The 18,195-nt window shown below is 61.1% G+C and carries 15 protein-coding genes; 6 read left to right on the forward strand and 9 right to left on the reverse strand.

Going from position 1 to position 18,195, the window contains the following annotated elements; genetic code table 11:
* Positions 1-51: 51 nt before the first annotated feature.
* The 8 genes from AB4N73_RS19175 to bioB all read right to left on the reverse strand — a co-directional run bounded on the left by AB4N73_RS19175 (position 52) and on the right by bioB (position 8,614).
* Positions 52-1,341: a GGDEF domain-containing protein gene (locus AB4N73_RS19175; protein ID WP_039757672.1), complete on the reverse strand. Its 1,290-nt coding sequence runs from the start codon at positions 1,339-1,341 to the stop codon at positions 52-54.
* A 191-nt stretch (positions 1,342-1,532) separates the two neighbouring features.
* Positions 1,533-3,338 carry a phenylacyl-CoA dehydrogenase gene (locus AB4N73_RS19180; protein ID WP_024014564.1) on the reverse strand — a complete coding sequence of 602 codons (1,806 nt, stop codon included), beginning with the start codon at positions 3,336-3,338 and terminating at the stop codon, positions 1,533-1,535.
* A 274-nt stretch (positions 3,339-3,612) separates the two neighbouring features.
* Positions 3,613-3,909, reverse strand: a complete 297-nt coding sequence (locus AB4N73_RS19185) for a hypothetical protein (RefSeq protein ID WP_016772865.1) — start codon at positions 3,907-3,909, stop codon at positions 3,613-3,615.
* 108 nt (positions 3,910-4,017) lie between these two features.
* Positions 4,018-4,698 (reverse strand): dethiobiotin synthase, encoded by a 681-nt coding sequence (gene bioD / locus AB4N73_RS19190; protein ID WP_041476721.1) that lies wholly within the window; start codon positions 4,696-4,698, stop codon positions 4,018-4,020.
* Entirely contained in the window at positions 4,695-5,504 is an 810-nt protein-coding gene (gene bioC / locus AB4N73_RS19195; RefSeq protein WP_252884926.1) for a malonyl-ACP O-methyltransferase BioC, read from the reverse strand. Before bioC ends, bioD begins: the two co-directional genes overlap by 4 nt.
* A complete protein-coding gene (locus tag AB4N73_RS19200; protein WP_150743549.1) occupies positions 5,497-6,228 on the reverse strand; it encodes an alpha/beta fold hydrolase in 732 nt (243 codons plus the stop codon). The genes bioC and AB4N73_RS19200 overlap by 8 nt, the downstream gene beginning before the upstream one ends.
* Positions 6,221-7,399 (reverse strand): 8-amino-7-oxononanoate synthase, encoded by a 1,179-nt coding sequence (gene bioF / locus AB4N73_RS19205; RefSeq protein WP_460142422.1) that lies wholly within the window; start codon positions 7,397-7,399, stop codon positions 6,221-6,223. The genes AB4N73_RS19200 and bioF overlap by 8 nt, the downstream gene beginning before the upstream one ends.
* A 159-nt stretch (positions 7,400-7,558) precedes the next feature.
* Positions 7,559-8,614, reverse strand: coding sequence for a biotin synthase BioB (bioB, locus tag AB4N73_RS19210; RefSeq protein WP_056786610.1), 1,056 nt, complete (start codon positions 8,612-8,614; stop codon positions 7,559-7,561).
* Between the two features lie 91 nt (positions 8,615-8,705).
* On the opposite strand from bioB, the gene AB4N73_RS19215 reads away from it, so the two are divergent.
* From AB4N73_RS19215 to rarD, 5 genes are all read left to right on the forward strand, one after another.
* Positions 8,706-9,440 (forward strand): double zinc ribbon domain-containing protein, encoded by a 735-nt coding sequence (locus tag AB4N73_RS19215; RefSeq protein WP_460142423.1) that lies wholly within the window; start codon positions 8,706-8,708, stop codon positions 9,438-9,440.
* A gap of 173 nt (positions 9,441-9,613) precedes the next feature.
* Positions 9,614-10,378: a TOBE domain-containing protein gene (locus AB4N73_RS19220; RefSeq protein ID WP_150743553.1), complete on the forward strand. Its 765-nt coding sequence runs from the start codon at positions 9,614-9,616 to the stop codon at positions 10,376-10,378.
* Between the two features lie 70 nt (positions 10,379-10,448).
* Positions 10,449-12,350, forward strand: a complete 1,902-nt coding sequence (locus AB4N73_RS19225; RefSeq protein ID WP_315435767.1) for a PhoX family phosphatase — start codon at positions 10,449-10,451, stop codon at positions 12,348-12,350.
* A gap of 165 nt (positions 12,351-12,515) precedes the next feature.
* Positions 12,516-13,490, forward strand: a complete 975-nt coding sequence (locus AB4N73_RS19230) for a serine/threonine protein kinase (protein ID WP_150743555.1) — start codon at positions 12,516-12,518, stop codon at positions 13,488-13,490.
* A gap of 194 nt (positions 13,491-13,684) precedes the next feature.
* Positions 13,685-14,572 (forward strand): EamA family transporter RarD, encoded by an 888-nt coding sequence (gene rarD, locus AB4N73_RS19235; RefSeq protein ID WP_041476730.1) that lies wholly within the window; start codon positions 13,685-13,687, stop codon positions 14,570-14,572.
* Between the two features lie 223 nt (positions 14,573-14,795).
* Here the strand turns inward: rarD and AB4N73_RS19240 are convergent, their stop codons facing one another.
* Entirely contained in the window at positions 14,796-15,314 is a 519-nt protein-coding gene (locus tag AB4N73_RS19240; protein ID WP_016772854.1) for a glycine cleavage system transcriptional repressor, read from the reverse strand.
* A gap of 640 nt (positions 15,315-15,954) precedes the next feature.
* Here AB4N73_RS19240 and AB4N73_RS19245 point away from each other — a divergent pair.
* On the forward strand, positions 15,955-18,132 hold the full coding sequence (locus tag AB4N73_RS19245; protein WP_460142424.1) for a malate synthase G: 2,178 nt from the start codon (positions 15,955-15,957) through the stop codon (positions 18,130-18,132).
* Positions 18,133-18,195 lie beyond the last annotated feature (63 nt).

The following is an 18,195-nucleotide window of genomic DNA, read 5'->3' on the forward strand; positions in this document are numbered from 1 at the left end:
GGCCACCACGCGCGGCAATCACTGTGCAGGCGCTGAATGCGCCGTCATCACTCAACCCGCAGCAGCGTCCATGCGCACCGCGCCACGGCGGTTCTGCCCGAACGCCATGACACAGTTACGCCCGGCGCCCTTGGCGCTGTACAACGCCTGGTCGGCGGACTTGAGCACTTCTTCAGGGGTGCGCTGCTCGACACGTTCGGCGACGCCGATACTCACCGTCACCGACACCGCCGAAGCCCCAGAACCGCTACGGCGCTGGCGACCTTGCTGGTCGTCCTGCGGGCGGTTTTCCTGGTTGCGTAGCTGAATGCTGTAGGAGGCGATCGATTCGCGGATCACTTCCAGGTGCGGCATGCACTCCTCAAGGGTCTTGCCTGCGAACACCAAGGCAAATTCCTCACCGCCGTAGCGATACGCCCTACCGCCACCGCTGATTTTCGACAGTTTGCTGGCGACCAGGCGCAGCACCTGGTCACCGACATCGTGGCCATGGGTGTCGTTGAATTTCTTGAAATGATCGACGTCGCTCATCGCCAGCACATAGTTGCGCCCCAGTCGCTGCATACGTTCGTTGAGCGCACGTCGTCCCGGCAGGCCGGTGAGCTCGTCGCGGAAGGCCATTTGGTAAGCCTCATGCGCAACGGCGGCGGCGATCATCAGCATCACCTGGCTGCACATGATGTTCAGGGTGAACGGCAGAATGAAGGTCTTCGGCAGCATCCAGAACACACCGAGCAAGCCAACCAGTTGCGCCGCGTGCAACGGGCGCGGGTTGCGCCAGTATTGCCAGGCCAGAAGCAGGAAGGCCGAGATGAACACCGGATAGGACAACTGGATGAGACTCATCCATGCCCCATGCAGCGCCGGCCAGCGGATCTCCGACAACCACAGCAGCAGCGCCTGTGGGTAACTTTGCTCCAGTCCCAGCGCCACGCTGCCAAATGCCAGCAGCACGGCAAAGCGCGCGACCATGTCCTGAAACAGATGGGTACGTTCCTGCCATGCGGCGAATAATCCGAACAACAACGGCAGCAGCAGGCAGACCAGATGAAACACCACCGCAGCGTCTTCGCGGACCTTGCCGTTGTCGCGGTAGAAATCTGTCTGGGTGTCCAGCAGAAAGTAGGCGATGTACACCGTGAGCATCAGAAACAGTTCGCGCTGACGTCGATACACCGCGCAATACGCGCCACCGAGGAGCAGAACCAATGTCGGCAGGACGTTGAACAGCGATGTGAAGAATACGCTGAGGTCTTTGACGTACGCAGCCGCCAGCCCCGCAAGCAATAACAGCAGTGATGGCAGGAAATGGCTGAAACGTACAGCGGAAGAACGCGGCAAGGGTAAGCTCCGACCCGTCATAGCAAAGAGATGGCATTGTGCCTGCGAAGTGCGGCCAAGCCCATACAATGTGATCCAGATCACACACGGTCTCTGTAACGGCCGGAAGCTCGACTATCTGAGCGATCCGCAAACAAAAAAACCGCTGCCCCCTAACGGGAGCAGCGGTTTTCGTCAGACTGCGTTAAGGCTTAGTAGCCCAGCGCGAAGTCTTCTTCCTTCATGTCCATCAGGTTGCCAGCACCCGACAGCATAGTGGCCACGTGCGTACGGGTACGCGGCAGGATGCGCTGGAAGTAGAAGCGCGCGGTTTGCAGCTTGGCGGTGTAGAACGCCTCGTCGCTGGTGCCGGCAGCCAGTTTTTCCGCAGCCAGACGTGCCATGTCTGCCCAGAAGTAGGCCAGGCAGGCATAACCGGAGTACATCAGGTAATCCACGGAGGCCGCGCCGACTTCTTCGCGATCTTTCATGGCAGCCATACCGACCTTCATGGTTAGCTCGCCCCACTCTTTATTCAGTGCAGCCAGCGGCGCGACGAATTCCTGGACGGCTTCGTTGCCTTCGTTGGTCTGGCAGAACTTGTGGACGATCTTGGTGAAGCCTTTCAGAGCCTCGCCTTGAGTCATCAGCACTTTGCGGCCGAGCAGGTCGAGGGCCTGGATGCCGGTGGTGCCTTCGTACAGCATCGAAATGCGGCTGTCGCGAACGTTCTGCTCCATGCCCCACTCGGCGATGAAGCCGTGGCCGCCGTAGATCTGCACGCCGTGGTTGGCGGCTTCGAAACCGACTTCGGTCATGAACGCTTTGGCGATCGGGGTCATGAACGCCAGCAGTGCGTCGGCCTTCTTCTTCTCTTCTTCATCAACGCCGTATTTGACGATGTCGACCTGCTTCGCAGTGAAGTAGACCATCGCGCGGTTGCCTTCGGCGAACGCCTTCATGGTCAACAGCATACGGCGCACGTCCGGGTGGACGATGATCGGGTCAGCGGCTTTGTCCGGCGCTTTCGGGCCAGTCAGCGAGCGCATTTGCAGGCGATCACGAGCGTATTTCAGACCGCCCTGGAAGCCGATTTCGGCGTGAGCCAGACCTTGCAGTGCGGTACCGAGGCGAGCGGTGTTCATAAAGGTGAACATGCAGTTCAGACCTTTGTTCGCCGGGCCGATCAGGTAACCGGTGGCGCCGTCGAAGTTCATCACGCAAGTGGCGTTGCCGTGGATGCCCATCTTGTGTTCCAGCGAACCGCAGCTCACTGCGTTGCGCGCGCCAATGGTGCCATCGGCGTTTGGCAGGAACTTTGGAACGATGAACAGCGAGATGCCTTTGGTGCCAGCCGGAGCATCCGGCAGACGCGCCAGTACGATGTGGACGATGTTGTCGGCCATGTCGTGTTCACCGGCCGAGATGAAGATCTTGGTGCCGGAAACTTTGTAGGAACCGTCGGCCTGAGGCTCGGCCTTGGTGCGCAGCATGCCCAGGTCGGTGCCGCAGTGCGGTTCGGTCAGGCACATGGTGCCGGTCCATTCGCCGGAGACCAGTTTGGTCAGATAGGCTTCCTGCTGCTCTGGGGTGCCGTGCTCGGAGATGGTGTTCATCGCACCGTGCGACAGACCTGGGTACATGCCCCAAGACCAGTTGGCTTCGCCGACCATTTCGCTCACCGCCAGACCCAGCGACTCAGGCAGGCCCTGACCGCCGTGCTCAACGTCGTGCGCCAGGCTTGGCCAGCCGCCTTCGACGAATTGCTTGTACGCCTCTTTGAAGCCAGTCGGGGTTTTCACGCCGGACTCGCTCCAGGTGCAGCCTTCGATGTCGCCCACGCGGTTCAGCGGCGCCAGTACCTGCTCACAAAACTTGGCGCCTTCCTCGAGGATGGCGTCAACCATGTCCGGCGTGGCGTCTGCGCACGCTGGCAGGCTCTGATAGTGCGCTTCGTAGCCGAGCAGTTCGTCACGAACGAAGCGAATATCACGCAAGGGGGCCTTGTAGTCAGGCATAGCGATAAACCTCTGCTGATGTAACCGGGAATGAACGACCGTGTTGAATTGTTGTGACGGTCAAACAGTTGTTTGAAACATACGTTTACGCCGAAATCTTGTCAAGCATCGATCTTTTGCCGTTCGTCATCACGCTCTCCAAATGCCGGAGACGACAAATCGCCGCGACTTGATATAAGCCACGGGCGTTGTAAAAAGATTAGTTGAGCAAGAAGGACTTAAACGAAAAACGCCGCGACAGGGCGCGGCGTTTCGGGGTCTACAACAAACTCAATCAGGCGAAAGTATCGATGATCGTCCCGAGCACTTCGTCGGATGCCTTGGCCACCTTCACACCCAGCTCTGCCTGGATCTTGCCCTGCGACAGCTCGACGATATTGCTCGCCAGATCCGATTCTTGTGCGCGATCCACACCGCGCAGGCGATTGACCTGCACTTCGGACGACTGGCTGGTCACCGAACGTTCGATAGTGTTGTTGGCGATCTGGCTGGCAGCCTGATCGACGCGGTTCTGCCCGGACTGAATCGAGCTCAGTCCCGCATAAAAAGCTGTGTTGCCGGAGATTTCCATAGTCACTCTCATCCCTGCAAAGGATCAATGCTCGCCATTGAAGCAGACGCGCCAGCAAAACACCCGTCAAAAACACTAATGGCACAGTGCCTGTTCATAGGCAAAAGCTTAGTCGAGCAAATCCAGTTGCAAATGCTCGGCGACCGCTTCGGCGCTCAACGCCTTGAGTTTCGGCACCCGGCCCAGGCATGGCGCGGGAATGCGCTCGGCCAGGGTCGCGAGGTTTTCCTCCAGCCGCGAAGTTTTCGGATCGATGATATTCGCCACCCACCCCGCCAATTGCAGACCATCGCGGGCAATGGCCTCGGCGGTCAGCAAAGCATGACTGATGCACCCCAGCCTCACGCCCACCACCAGAATCACTGGCAGCTTCAGTGCAATCGCCAGGTCAGAGAGATTGTCCTGATCGGCCAACGGCACACGCCAGCCGCCCGCGCCTTCGATCAGGGTGAAATCGGCGTTCATCGCCAGAATCCCGCGCATCGGCGCCAGCAGCGATTGCACCGTCAGCGCTACACCTGCTTCGCGCGCCGCCAGATGCGGAGCGATCGCTGGCTCGAACGCCACCGGGTTGACCTGTTGATAAGTCAGCGGCAACGAACATTCGGCCAGCAGCGCCAAGGCATCAGAATTACGCAAGCCTTTGGGCGTGACGTCGCAACCCGATGCCACCGGTTTGCCCGCCGCCGTGCTCAAGCCTGCCGACCGCGCCGCATGGAGCAATCCGGCAGCAACGGTGGTTTTGCCGACATCGGTGTCGGTACCGGTGACGAAATAGGCTGCGCTCATAGAGGTTTCTCCAACACGGCGTATACCACCTGATACGTTGCCGGCAGCCCCGACGCCTGACGGAACCGCTCATACGCGTCGATCAGCCCGAGAATCCGCGCCCGTCCGGTCAAACCGCCCGGCCGCCCGGGATTCAGATTGTGTGCGCCCAACGCTTTCAACTCATGAGTCAGGCTGCGCACATCCGGGTAATGCAACACGTGCGGCTGATTCTCCAGCGCCAAAATGCGCATGCCACTGCCGGCACATAACTGCTCATAGCGGGCGAAGGCGCGGAAGCGATTGACGTGCACCAGCCCGTCGACCTGCTGCCAACTCTCACGCAACTCGAACAGCGTCCCTGTACAGAGACTAGCAAACGCAAAAATCCCCCCCGGTTTAAGCACGCGCAAGGCTTCGCTGAGCACCGCCTCGAAGTCGGCGCACCACTGCACTGCAAGGCTGGAGAAAATCAGATCGAAGCTCGCGTCCTGCAACGGCAGCCTTTCGGCATCGCCAGCAATGAAATGCTCAGCGCCACCCAGCGGCCGTGCGTGATTGAGCATGCCCTCGGCGATGTCCAGCGCGACACCGCTGCCCTGGGTGAAACGCGAGGCCAGCGCGCGAGTGAAATAGCCGGTGCCGCAACCGAGATCGAGCCACCGCGACGGCATGAAACTCCCAGGCAAACGCTCAAGCAGCTGCGTGCCGACGTCACGCTGAAACTCCGCGACACTGTCGTAACTGGCCGCAGCGCGGGAAAAAGACGCCGCCACCTGGCGCTTGTCGGGCAAGCCCCCAGGCAGCACAAGGGACAGGTCAGTCATCAGCGCACTCATGTAGAAAAGCCTGGATCGCGCCCGCGACTCCATGCGGGTCTTCCAGCAGAAAAGCATGGCTGGCCTGTTCGATCAGACCAATTTCGATATCCGGCAACAGCGCGAACAATGCGCCGGCCGCTTCCGCCGGAACCAGCGCGTCCTGTCCGCCGAACAGATGAAACTGCGGGCCGCGAAACCCCTGCAACGCCTGGCGTGTATCCAGCTGCGCGAGTAGCTCCAACCCTGCCATCAGCGCGGTCGGCGCGGTGGCCGGCGCGCCAGCGAGCAGCAAGCGCGACAAGCCGCGCGGGTCTGGTGAACCTTGCGCACATAGCAGAGCGAAGCGCTTGAGCGTGGTACGCGGGTCGGCCTGACAACCGGCAAGAAACGCATCGAACGTCTCGCCAGGCATCGCGTTCGGCCACTGCTCATGGGCGACAAACGCAGGGTTGCTCGCCAGCGTCAGCAGCCCGCAGCACGCCTCGCCGCGTCGTGCCGCCAACTCAGACGCGAGCATGCCGCCCAGAGACCAGCCACCAAGCCAGATTTCCTGCGGAATGCGCGCATCGAGTTCGTCGAGCCAGTCTTCAAGGTCAGCGGAGTCCAGCTCCGGCAGCGGTTCGATCTCGACTTGCAGATGTTCGTCGAGGCCGCGCAATGCTGCGGCCAGCGGTTCCAGCGGCGACACGCCGAGGCCCCAGCCGGGCAGCAGGATCAGACGATTACGCATGGCCTGGCTCCAATGACAATCGGGCGAAACAATCTGCCAGCCCATCCAGCAACTGTTGCACCTGCGCCTCGCTGTGGGCGGCGGTCAGCGTGACGCGCAACCGCGCGCTGCCGGCCGGCACGGTCGGTGGACGGATCGCGGTCACCATCAAGCCGCGCTCGCGGAGCATTTGCGAGAGCCGCACCGCGCGGCCGGCATCGCCGATCATGATCGGCTGGATCGGCGTGAAGCTGTCCATCAGCTCCAGCCCGATCTGCTCGGCGCCGTGGCGGAACTGGCGGACCAGTGTCTGCAAATGCTCACGGCGCCAGTGTTCGCTGCGCAACAGCTCGAGGCTTTTCAGCGTCGCGCAGGCCAGCGCCGGCGGTTGGCTGGTGGTGTAGATATACGGGCGGGCGAACTGGATCAGGCTTTCGATCAACTCTTCGCTGCCAGCGACAAAGGCCCCGGCGGTGCCGAAGGCTTTGCCGAGGGTGCCGACCAGCACCGGCACGTCGTCCTGGCTCAGGCCGTAATGCTCGACGATGCCGCCACCGTTGGCGCCCAATGGGCCGAAGCCATGCGCATCGTCGACCATCAGCCACGCGCCTTTGGCCTTGGCCGCGCGGGCCAGCGCCGGCAGGTCGGCGATGTCACCGTCCATGCTGAACACACCGTCGGTGACCACCAGCGTGTTGCCGGTGGCTTTCTCCAGGCGTTTGCCCAGGCTTTCGGCGTCGTTGTGCAGATAGCGACTGAAACGCGCGCCGGACAACAGGCCCGCGTCCAGCAACGAAGCGTGATTGAGCCGGTCTTCGAGTACCGTATCGCCCTGCCCGACCAGCGCGGTGACCGCGCCGAGGTTGGCCATGTAGCCGGTGGTGAACAGCAGCGCACGTGGGCGCCCGGTCAGATCGGCGAGCGCTTCTTCCAGCGCGTGATGCGGGCTGCTGTGGCCGATCACCAGATGGGACGCGCCACCGCCGACACCCCAGCGCTCGGCACCGGCGCGCCAGGCTTCGATCACCTGCGGATGATTGGCCAGGCCCAGATAGTCGTTGTTGCAGAAAGCGAGCAGCGGTTGGCCGTCGACCACGACTTGCGGGCCTTGCGGCGATTCGAGCAGCGGGCGCTGGCGGTAGAGGTTGTCGGCACGGCGGGCAGCAAGGCGTGCGGCGAGATCGAATGACATGCAGGCCTCGATTTTCAAATGACACAGATCCCCTGTGGGAGCGAGCCTGCTCGCGAATGGGCGTCACATCCAACATGGATATTCGCAGCCAAACCGCTTTCGCGAGCAGGCTCGCTCCCACAGAGGTTTTGCATTCCTTCAGCGCAATCCGTGCAGCTTTTAGATGGCAGCGTTATAGAACTGCTCGCTGCTTTTCTGCTCCACCAGCGCCTGCTCGATCGCCGCTTGGTGCACTTCATCCGCGTGCTCTTCGCGAGCCTCCGGCTGGATACCGAGGCGCGCGAACAGCTGCATGTCCTTGTCCGCCTGCGGGTTGGCGGTGGTGAGCAATTTGTCGCCGTAGAAAATCGAGTTGGCGCCAGCGAAAAATGCCAGGGCCTGCATCTGCTCGTTCATCGCTTCGCGACCGGCGGACAGGCGCACGTGGGATTGCGGCATGAGGATGCGCGCCACGGCGAGCATGCGGATGAAGTCGAACGGGTCGATGTCTTCGGCGTTTTCCAGCGGCGTGCCGGCGACTTTTACCAGCATGTTGATCGGCACCGATTCCGGGTGCTCCGGCAGGTTGGCCAACTGGATCAGCAGATTGGCGCGATCGTCCAGCGATTCGCCCATACCAAGAATGCCGCCGGAGCAGATTTTCATTCCCGACTCGCGTACATAGGCCAGCGTCTGCAGACGTTCGCTGTAAGTACGGGTGGTGATGATGCTGCCGTAGAACTCCGGCGAGGTGTCGAGGTTGTGGTTGTAGTAATCGAGACCGGCCTTGGCCAGCGCTTCAGTCTGCTCCTGATCGAGACGGCCGAGGGTCATGCAGGTTTCCAGGCCGAGGGCTTTTACTCCTTCAACCATCTTCAACACATACGGCATGTCTTTGGCCGACGGATGTTTCCACGCTGCGCCCATGCAGAACCGCGTCGAACCAATGGCTTTCGCGCGGGCCGCCTCTTCGAGGACCTTCTGCACTTCCATCAGTTTTTCTTTTTCCAGCCCGGTGTTGTAGTGCCCGGACTGCGGGCAATACTTGCAGTCTTCCGGGCAGGCACCGGTCTTGATCGACAACAGTGTCGAGACCTGCACGCGGTTGGCGTTGAAATGTGCGCGGTGCACCGTTTGCGCCTGGAACAGCAAATCGTTGAATGGCTGTACGAAGAGCGCTTTGACTTCGGCCAGAGACCAATCGTGACGCAGGGTGGCGGTGGTGCTCGCGCTCATGTGCAATTCCTTGGTTATGCTTGGCTGGCGCTGGGGAAAACGGAATACCCACAGGCGCTACACGGATGTTCGGCATATTTAAGGAAGAGCGATGCGCTGTCAACCGCAATACCAAGCACAGGTTTACATCTGTTTAAAAAACGTACAGACCTGTTTGCTGTGCGATGAGCCCGCAGAAGCACAAATGCCAATGTGCGAGGCCTGTGAAACCGAGCTGCCCTGGCTCGGCAGTCACTGCCAGACCTGCGCTTTGCCACTGGCGGCGGATGGCCTGACTTGCGGCGAGTGCCTGCTAGAGCCTCCGGCCTTCGAACAGGTTGCCGTGCCGTGGGTTTATGGCTTCCCGGTGGACAGCATGATCACGCGCTTTAAACACAACGCGAAATGGCCGTTTGGTCACCTGCTCGCCGACGTTCTCGGCCAATACCTGCAGCATCGCTTCGCCGAGGACCTGCCGCGCCCCGATGTGTTGCTACCGGTGCCGTTGGCGAATAAACGACTGCGTCGGCGAGGATTCAATCAAGCGGCGATGCTCGCGCGCTGGTTGAGTGTTTCGCTGGACTTGCCGTGCGAAGAACAGCTGCTGCGGCGAGTCATGGACACCGACGCCCAACAGGATCTCGATGCCAAGGCGCGCAAACGCAATTTGCGCAATGCCTTTGCGCTGGTGCCTGATGCGCAGGTCAGTGGCCGCCATTTCGCGCTGGTGGACGACGTCCTGACTACTGGAGCAACCGCTCAGGCATTGGCGCGGTTGCTGATGAATGCAGGTGCGGCGCGGGTCGATGTGTATTGCCTGGCCCGTACGCCGAAACCAGGCTCTTGAAGACGAGGCATAGCCTTGTAGGAGCTGCGGCACGCTGCGATCTTTTGATTGTAAAAAACAGGATCAAAAGATCGCAGCGTGCCGCAGCTCCTACAGAAGACCGTGTTCGGCTTGACTCATGCGTTGCAAGTGGCCAACGTCCATTTCATCGCCCGAGCCAGAAGCGTTCTGCCATGTCCCTGCCCACCCTGCTGTCCCAGCACATCGTCCGCCGCCCGCAGCGCATTGCCCTGCTGCAACACATCGCCGAGCAGGGCTCGATCACCCGTGCGGCGAAAAGCGCGGGGCTCAGTTACAAGGCGGCGTGGGATGCGATCGATGAGCTGAACAACTTGGCGCAGAAACCCCTGGTCGAGCGCGTGGTGGGCGGCAAGGGTGGCGGCGGCGCCAGATTGTCCAGCGAGGGCGAGCGAGTGCTGCGCCTGTATCAGAAATTGCAGGCGTTGCAGGCGCAGGTGCTGGAAGCGGCGGAAGACGCCAGTGATCTCGACCTGCTCGGGCGGCTGATGCTCAGGACCAGTGCGCGCAATCAGCTGCATGGCACGGTGGCAGCGATTCAGGCGCAGGGTCGCAATGACTTGATCCGCCTTGAACTGGCCGAAGGCATTGCTCTGGAGGCGCAGATCACCCACGACAGCACCGTGCATCTGGAATTGCAGGTCGGTACCGAAGTGATGGCGCTGATCAAGGCTGGCTGGCTTGAGTTGCTCGGCGCCGATCAGCCGGCCACGCCCGGACACAATGTCCTGCGCGGCACCATCGAAGCCATCCTCGATGCCGAGGACGGTCCCAGCGAGGTGCGCATTTCCCTGCCCAACGGCCAGACACTTTGCGCCTTGGCCGAACCGCTGCACTTGCGCAGCCACAGGCTGGAGGTCGGCAATCCGGTGCAGGTGCAATGCGCACCATCTAACGTGCTGATCGGCACCCCGCTCTGATTAGCCCTTGCCACAAAAGCGTCATCGACCCGCATTAAGGTGTTGCCCATAACCAAGCAGGGAGCCTGATGTGAGCCTATTAGAAGAAAACCAATCCACTGATCTGGAAAAAATGGTCGGCCTCAGCCGTCGCGGTTTCATCAGCGCCGGTGCCTTGTGCGGCGCGGCGATGTTCCTTGGCGGCAACCTGTTGAGCCGCAGCGTCATGGCCGCCAGCGTCAGCGCCGGCAACAGCCGCCTGCTCGGTTTCGAGAGCATTCCGGCGGCGACCACCGACGCCATCAGCCTGCCCAAGGGCTACAAGTCTTCGGTGCTGATCAGTTGGGGCCAGCCGTTGCACAAGAACGGCCCGGCCTTCGACCCGAGCGGTAACGGCACCGCTGCCGCACAGGAAGTGCAGTTCGGCGACAACAATGACGGCATGAGCCTGTTCGCCTTCCCGGACGACAAGAACCGCGCGCTGATGGCGATCAACAACGAATACACCAACTATCGCTATCTATATCCGCATGGCGGCATGCCGCAGTCGGCTGAGGATGTGCGCAAGGCATTGGCCTGCGAAGGCGTGTCGGTGATTGAAGTGCAGCGCAAGAACGGCCAGTGGCAATTCGTCCAGGGCTCGCGCTACAACCGCCGCATCCACGGCAACTCGCCGCTGCGCATCAGCGGTCCGGCCCGCGGCCACGACTTGATGAAAACCGCCGCCGACAAGCACGGTAAGAAAGTTCTCGGCACTTTCCAGAACTGCGCCAACGGCAAGACGCCGTGGGGTACCTACCTGACCTGCGAAGAAAACTTCACCGACTGCTTCGGCAGCAGCAACGCCCAGCAGCAGTTCGATGCCGCGCAAAAGCGCTACGGCGTTGTCGCCAGCAGCAAAGACATCAACTGGCACCCGCACGACCCGCGCTTCGACATGGCCAAGAACCCCAACGAGCTCAACCGTCACGGCTGGGTGGTCGAGATCGACCCATTCGATCCGCAATCGACTCCGGTCAAACGCACCGCGCTGGGCCGCTTCAAGCATGAAAACGCCGCACTCGCCGAGACCGATGATGGTCGCGCTGTGGTGTACATGGGCGACGACGAGCGTGGCGAGTTCATTTACAAATTCGTCAGCCGCGACCGCATCAACCATCGCAATCAGAAGGCTAACCGCGACATCCTCGATCACGGCACTTTGTATGTAGCCAAATTCGATGCCGGCGACGGCAACCCTGATCACCCGAAAGGCCAGGGCCAGTGGATCGAACTGACCCACGGCAAGAACGGCATCGACGCCAGCAGCGGATTTGCCGATCAGGCGGAAGTGCTGATCCACGCGCGCCTCGCCGCCAGCGTCGTCGGCGCAACACGCATGGACCGCCCGGAATGGATCGTCGTCAGCCCCAAGGACGGCCAGGTTTATTGCACCCTGACCAACAACGCCAAGCGCGGTGAAGACGGGCAACCGGTGGGCGGGCCGAACCCGCGCGAGAAGAACGTCTATGGGCAAATTCTGCGCTGGCGCACCGACCGCGATGACCATGCCTCGAAGACATTCGCTTGGGATCTGTTTGTGGTCGCCGGCAACCCGGGCGTGCATGCCGGGACGCCGAAGGGTGGCTCATCGAACATCACCCCGCAGAACATGTTCAACAGCCCCGACGGTCTGGGTTTCGACAAGGCCGGACGCCTGTGGATTCTCACCGACGGCGACTCGAGCAACGCTGGCGACTTCGCCGGCATGGGCAACAACCAGATGCTCTGCGCCGATCCTGCGACCGGTGAGATTCGCCGTTTCATGGTCGGGCCGGTGGGTTGTGAAGTGACCGGGATCAGCTTCTCGCCGGATCAGAAAACCCTGTTTGTCGGCATCCAGCATCCGGGCGAAAACGGTGGTTCGACCTTCCCCGAGCACTTGCCCAATGGCAAGCCAAGGTCTTCGGTGATGGCGATTACGCGCGAGGATGGTGGGATCGTCGGCGCCTGATAAACCCTCATCGCTGGCAAGCCAGCTCCCACAGGTATTGCGCAAAACCTGTGGGAGCTGGCTTGCCAGCGATGGCATCAGCAATGACACCAACCACCTCCGCCGCCGCCATCTGCGCTACCATGCCGAGCCGGACGCAGCAGCCTGCTGCGCGCAGGAGTCAGCATGGCCCACCCGTTTGAAACCCTCACCCCCGATCTCGTCCTGGATGCCGTTGAAAGCATCGGTTTCCTCAGCGACGCGCGCATTCTGGCGCTCAACAGCTACGAAAACCGTGTGTATCAGGTCGGTATCGAAGACTCCGAGCCGCTGATTGCCAAGTTCTATCGTCCGCAGCGCTGGACCAACGAGGCCATCCTCGAAGAGCACCAGTTCACCTTCGAACTGGCCGACATCGACATCCCGGTGGTAGCGCCGCTGATCCACAACGGCGAAACCCTGCATGAGCACGCCGGCTTCCGCTTCACCCTGTTCCCGCGCCGTGGTGGTCGGGCGCCGGAGCCGGGCAATCTTGATCAGCTGTATCGCCTCGGCCAGTTGCTCGGGCGCATGCATGCGGTGGGCGGTACCAAGCCGTTCAAGCACCGCGAAGCCCTCGCGGTGCAGAACTTCGGCCATGCCTCGCTGAACACCCTGCTTGAGGGCAATTTCATTCCCAAGAGCCTGCTGCCGGCGTACGAGTCGGTTGCCCGCGACCTGCTCAAACGCGTCGAAGATGTCTACGCCGCCACGCCGCACCAGAACATCCGCATGCATGGTGACTGCCACCCCGGCAACATGATGTGCCGCGACGAGATGTTCCACATCGTCGACCTCGACGACTGCCGCATGGGCCCGGCGGTGCAGGACATCTGGATGATGCTCGCCGGCGATCGTCAGGAGTGTCTGGGGCAGTTGTCGGAATTGATGGACGGCTACAACGAATTCCATGATTTCGACCCGCGCGAACTGGCGCTGATCGAACCGTTGCGCGCCTTGCGCCTGATGCACTACAGCGCCTGGCTGGCGCGGCGCTGGGACGACCCGGCATTCCCGCGCAGCTTTCCGTGGTTTGGCACGGAGCGGTATTGGGGCGACCAGGTGCTGGCGTTGCGTGAGCAGTTGGCGGCACTGAATGAAGAGCCGCTGAAACTTTTCTGATTCAAACCTGAACCCTGTGGGAGCGAGCCTGCTCGCGATAGCGGACGGACATTCAACTTTGATGTTGGCTGACCCAACGCTATCGCGAGCAGGCTCACTCCTACATTTGTCCGGTGTTCACAAATTCACAACTCACTTGCAGACAAATCTCCTTACAATCCTTCCTTTGTCAGCTGCCCGAGCAAGGATTCTGCATGCAAGCCGCCAACCCGCGTCGCGGGTACATTCTGGGCCTGAGCGCCTACATCATCTGGGGCCTGTTCCCGATCTATTTCAAAGCCATCGCTGAAGTCCCGGCCGTCGAGATCATCATCCATCGGGTGCTGTGGTCGGCGCTGTTCGGTGCGTTGCTGCTGATGGTGTGGAAACACCCGGGCTGGTTGCGCGAGCTGCTCGACAATCCAAAACGCCTGGCGATTCTGGCCCTGAGCGGCACGCTGATCGCGGCCAACTGGCTGACCTATGTCTGGTCGGTGAACAACGGCCGCATGCTCGAGGCGAGTCTGGGTTACTACATCAATCCGCTGGTCAACGTCCTGTTGGGCATGGTGATCCTTGGCGAACGGCTGCGGCGCATGCAGTGGGTCGCGGTCGGTCTCGCTGCCATCGGTGTGGCGCAGCAGGTGTGGCAGGTCGGCAGCTTGCCGTGGGTGTCGCTGGCGCTGGCGCTGACCTTCGGTTTCTACGGCCTGATCCGCAAGCAGGCGCCGGTCAAGGCGTTGCCGGGGCTGGTGGTGGAAACCTGGATGCTGGTGCCGATTGCGATCGCATGGTTGCTGTTCAATCAGACTGCCACGAGTGTGCAGCCGGCCTTCTGGACCACCTCCGAAGCCTGGTGGCTCGTGGCTGCCGGCCCGGTGACGCTGGTGCCATTGGTGTGTTTCAACGCCGCCACCCGCCACTTGCCCTACACTACCATCGGCTTCCTGCAATACATCGCGCCGACGCTGGTGTTGCTGCAAGCCGTGCTGCTGTTTGGCGAGCATTTGTCGTCCAGCACGCTGGTTGCGTTCATGTTTATCTGGGCCGGTCTGGCGGTTTACAGCGTCGATGCGTGGATAAGTTTGCGCCGGCGCGCCTGATCAAAAAACGCACAAAGCTCCGCAGGCCACGGTTCTCGTGGCCTGCATCGTTCCTTCCCAAGCTTATCCACAGCGTGATCCCCGCCGTTTGTGCGCAAGTCACTGAATGTTGGCGGTTTTTTGATCAACCTGCGCAAAGCCACGGCCGGCGTGGCGTGGCGGTCTGTCTCTACAGGTTATCCACAGGCAGGTGCACGTTAAACCTGAATAACCCTGTCTGCGCTTAAACCTCTGTGCGTAACACCAGTTCGACCATCAGATCATCGGCCAGGGTTTCCAGGCGCGCCTGCAACACATCCAGCGACAGCGTCAGTGGTACCGCGAGAATCGCCTCGGCGTGGAACAGCGGCTCGCTGCTCATCGGCGCCGGGCGCACTTCAGTTACCAGTCGCTCCAAGTTCACGCCCTGCTCGCTCAACAGGCGAGTGATATCACGAACGATACCCGGTCGGTCATTGCCGACCAGTTCCATGGCGATCGGTTTCCACGTGCAGGACTGCTCCACTCCGCTTTCGGCAATCAATACCCGAATGCCATGGGCCGACAGCGCTTGCAGGGCATCGACCAGTTCGTCGTAAGCCTCCGCCGGCACGCCCACGCGCAGAATCCCGGCGAACTGCCCGGCCATGCGTGACATGCGGCTTTCCAGCCAGTTGCCGCCGTGCTCGGCAATGCATTGGGCGATGCGCTCGACCTGCCCGGGCTTGTCCGGGGCGAAAACGGTGAGTACGAGATGGTCCATGGCGCAGCCCTCTTGTCATGACTTTTGTTATCGAAGGGCAAGTATAGGCAAGCGGCTTGATTCAGCCTGACCCAGTGCTGGCAGATGATGACCTGTGGCGAGGGGATTTATCCCCGTCCGGCTGCGCAGCAGTCGTGAGTCCTGCCAATTGGGTCTGCCAGCCGGACCGCAGGGGGCGGCTTCGCCACCCAAACGGGGATAAATCCCCTCGCCACAGATTCGCTCATCGCAAAGGGGGAGACGCCAAATCGCGCCATAGCAGTCAAACAGTAATTATGTGTACAACTTTCGATATTTAGCTGGAACAATCCAATGCTTTTTTGAGAACATCCCGTTCCGCGACGTGACCGCAATGCGTCATGAGGTCGCAGAACGACGTAATTAGTCTGATTTTCACAAGCGCAACTCATCATGTAGTATGCCGCAGCGCGCACTACATAACGCTGGATCGATGTCTGCCCAAGGCCCTTCGCAACCCTGAAAGCCCCGTCAGCAAGGCCTCCAAGCCGTTGATTGGTCCTAGCCCAGCCGCCAGCGATGGCATGTACTGGTCCGCAGGTTTGTGGTTTAAATGGCCGGAAGCTTCATTGTTAAATTGACGAGCTGAAAAGCGAAATAGCTGAGCAGAGTGAGGCAAGCAATGACTGAACACGTTCAAGTCGGTGGCCTGCAGGTCGCCAAAGTCCTGTTCGACTTCGTGAACAACGAAGCCATTCCCGGTACCGGCCTCACCGCCGAACAATTCTGGGAAGGTGCCGACAAGGTCATTCACGACCTGGCGCCAAAGAACAAAGCCCTACTCGCCAAACGCGATGACTTCCAGGCGCGCATCGATGCCTGGCATCAGCAGCATGCCGGCCAGGCGCACGATGCCGTGGCCTACAAAGCTTTCCTGCAAGAGATCGGTTATCTGCTGCCAGAAGCGGCTGATTTCCAGGCGACGACGCAAAACGTCGACGATGAAATCGCCCGCACCGCCGGCCCGCAACTGGTCGTGCCGGTGATGAATGCGCGCTTCGCGCTCAACGCCTCGAACGCCCGCTGGGGCTCGCTGTACGACGCCCTCTACGGCACCGACGCGATCAGCGAAGACGGTGGCGCGGAAAAAGGCAAAGGCTACAACAAGGTGCGTGGCGACAAAGTCATCGCTTTCGCCCGCGCCTTCCTCGACGAAGCCGCGCCTCTGACCGCAGGCTCCCACGTCGATTCGACCGGCTACAGGATCGCTGACGGCAAACTGGTCGTGACGCTCAAGGGCGGCAGCAACAGCGGCCTGCGCGATGACGCTCAGTTGATCGGTTTCCAGGGTGACGCCAACGCGCCGATCGCCGTTCTGCTCAAGCACAACGGCCTGCACTTCGAAATCCAGATCGATGCCAGCACTCCGGTCGGCCAGACCGATGCCGCCGGCGTCAAAGACATCCTCATGGAAGCGGCGCTGACCACGATCATGGACTGCGAAGACTCCGTGGCCGCCGTCGATGCCGACGACAAAGTGGTGATCTACCGCAACTGGCTCGGCCTGATGAAGGGCGACCTCGCGGAATCCGTGTCCAAGGGCGGCCAGACCTTCACCCGCACCATGAACCCGGATCGCACCTACACCGCGCCCAATGGCGGAGAAGTGACCCTGCACGGTCGTTCGCTGTTGTTCGTGCGCAACGTCGGCCATCTGATGACCATCGATGCGATCCTCGACAGCCAAGGCAACGAAGTACCGGAAGGTATCCTCGATGGTCTGGTGACCTGTCTGGCGGCAATGCACAACCTCAACGGCAACACTTCGCGGCGCAACACCCGCACCGGTTCGGTGTACATCGTCAAACCGAAAATGCACGGCCCGGAAGAAGCGGCGTTCACCAACGAGCTGTTCGGGCGTATCGAAGATGTCCTGCGCTTGCCGCGCAATACCCTGAAAGTCGGGATCATGGACGAGGAGCGCCGCACCACGGTCAACCTCAAGGCTTGCATCAAGGCCGCCAGCGAGCGCGTGGTGTTCATCAACACCGGTTTCCTCGACCGCACTGGCGACGAAATCCACACCTCCATGGAGGCCGGCCCAGTGGTGCGCAAGGCTGACATGAAGGCCGAGAAGTGGATCGGCGCCTACGAGAACTGGAACGTCGACATCGGTCTGAGCACCGGCCTGCAAGGTCGTGCGCAAATCGGTAAAGGCATGTGGGCGATGCCGGATCTGATGGCAGCGATGCTTGAGCAGAAAATTGCTCACCCGCTTGCTGGTGCCAACACTGCCTGGGTGCCATCGCCGACTGCCGCTGCGCTGCACGCGCTGCACTACCACAAGGTCGATGTGTTTGCGCGTCAGGCCGAACTGGGCAAACGTGCGCGCGCCTCGGTGGACGACATCCTGACCATTCCACTGGCAGTGAACCCAAGCTGGACGCCAGAGCAGATCAAGAACGAACTGGACAACAATGCCCAGGGCATTCTCGGTTACGTGGTGCGCTGGATCGACCAGGGTGTCGGTTGCTCCAAAGTCCCGGATATCAACGACGTTGGCCTGATGGAAGACCGTGCGACGCTGCGTATCTCCAGCCAGCACATCGCCAACTGGCTGCGCCACGGTATCGTCAGCCAAGAGCAAGTGATGGAAAGCCTCAAGCGCATGGCGCCGGTGGTTGACCGTCAGAACGCCAACGACCCGCTGTATCGCCCACTGGCACCGGACTTCGACAGCAACATCGCCTTCCAGGCGGCGGTCGAACTGGTGATCGAAGGCACCAGGCAGCCGAACGGCTACACCGAGCCGGTGCTGCACCGTCGTCGTCGTGAGTTCAAGGCCGCGAATGGTCTGTAATTTGCGCTGACGCTGGAAGTGAAAAAGGCCCTGATCGAGAGATCAGGGCCTTTTTGTTTGTGA

It is taken from the genome of Pseudomonas sp. S3_B08 (assembly GCF_054667725.1).

Coding starts and splice junctions, on each gene's coding strand:
- AB4N73_RS19215 (WP_460142423.1), top strand. CDS start 8,706: ATGCGCTGTCAACCGCAATACCAAGCACAGGTTTACATCTGTTTAAAA.
- AB4N73_RS19185 (WP_016772865.1), bottom strand. CDS start 3,909: ATGGAAATCTCCGGCAACACAGCTTTTTATGCGGGACTGAGCTCGATT.
- bioC (WP_252884926.1), bottom strand. CDS start 5,504: ATGACTGACCTGTCCCTTGTGCTGCCTGGGGGCTTGCCCGACAAGCGC.
- bioF (WP_460142422.1), bottom strand. CDS start 7,399: ATGTCATTCGATCTCGCCGCACGCCTTGCTGCCCGCCGTGCCGACAAC.
- AB4N73_RS19245 (WP_460142424.1), top strand. CDS start 15,955: ATGACTGAACACGTTCAAGTCGGTGGCCTGCAGGTCGCCAAAGTCCTG.
- bioD (WP_041476721.1), bottom strand. CDS start 4,698: ATGAGCGCAGCCTATTTCGTCACCGGTACCGACACCGATGTCGGCAAA.
- AB4N73_RS19230 (WP_150743555.1), top strand. CDS start 12,516: ATGGCCCACCCGTTTGAAACCCTCACCCCCGATCTCGTCCTGGATGCC.
- AB4N73_RS19200 (WP_150743549.1), bottom strand. CDS start 6,228: ATGCGTAATCGTCTGATCCTGCTGCCCGGCTGGGGCCTCGGCGTGTCG.
- bioB (WP_056786610.1), bottom strand. CDS start 8,614: ATGAGCGCGAGCACCACCGCCACCCTGCGTCACGATTGGTCTCTGGCC.
- rarD (WP_041476730.1), top strand. CDS start 13,685: ATGCAAGCCGCCAACCCGCGTCGCGGGTACATTCTGGGCCTGAGCGCC.
- AB4N73_RS19180 (WP_024014564.1), bottom strand. CDS start 3,338: ATGCCTGACTACAAGGCCCCCTTGCGTGATATTCGCTTCGTTCGTGAC.
- AB4N73_RS19220 (WP_150743553.1), top strand. CDS start 9,614: ATGTCCCTGCCCACCCTGCTGTCCCAGCACATCGTCCGCCGCCCGCAG.
- AB4N73_RS19240 (WP_016772854.1), bottom strand. CDS start 15,314: ATGGACCATCTCGTACTCACCGTTTTCGCCCCGGACAAGCCCGGGCAG.